The following is a 236-nucleotide window of genomic DNA, read 5'->3' on the forward strand; positions in this document are numbered from 1 at the left end:
GGCTGATCCTGCTGGTGGGCTGCCAGATGGCGTTCTACGCACAGAACCCGGAATATCTGCGTGCGCAACGCCGGCCCCGGGCGCAGACACCGGTGGAGCGGGAAACCCTGGTCATGGATTTGCTGGTCGCCATCGGCAGACGCTTCAATGCTGCCGAACCGGCCATCGCCGCTGATAACCTGGCCCGTGTGATGCAGGCCCCTCCCGAACACCTGCACCCCGTGGTTGAAGACCTG

General features: G+C 64.8%; 1 protein-coding gene. It reads left to right on the forward strand.

The genetic code is table 11. The features are described 5' to 3' along the window. Positions 1–236, forward strand: a 236-nt coding sequence (locus ACZ2IA_RS23290; RefSeq protein ID WP_470294949.1) for a hypothetical protein, incomplete at both ends; no start/stop codon positions are given.

This window comes from Crenobacter sp. CS_VA4, from assembly GCF_055597485.1.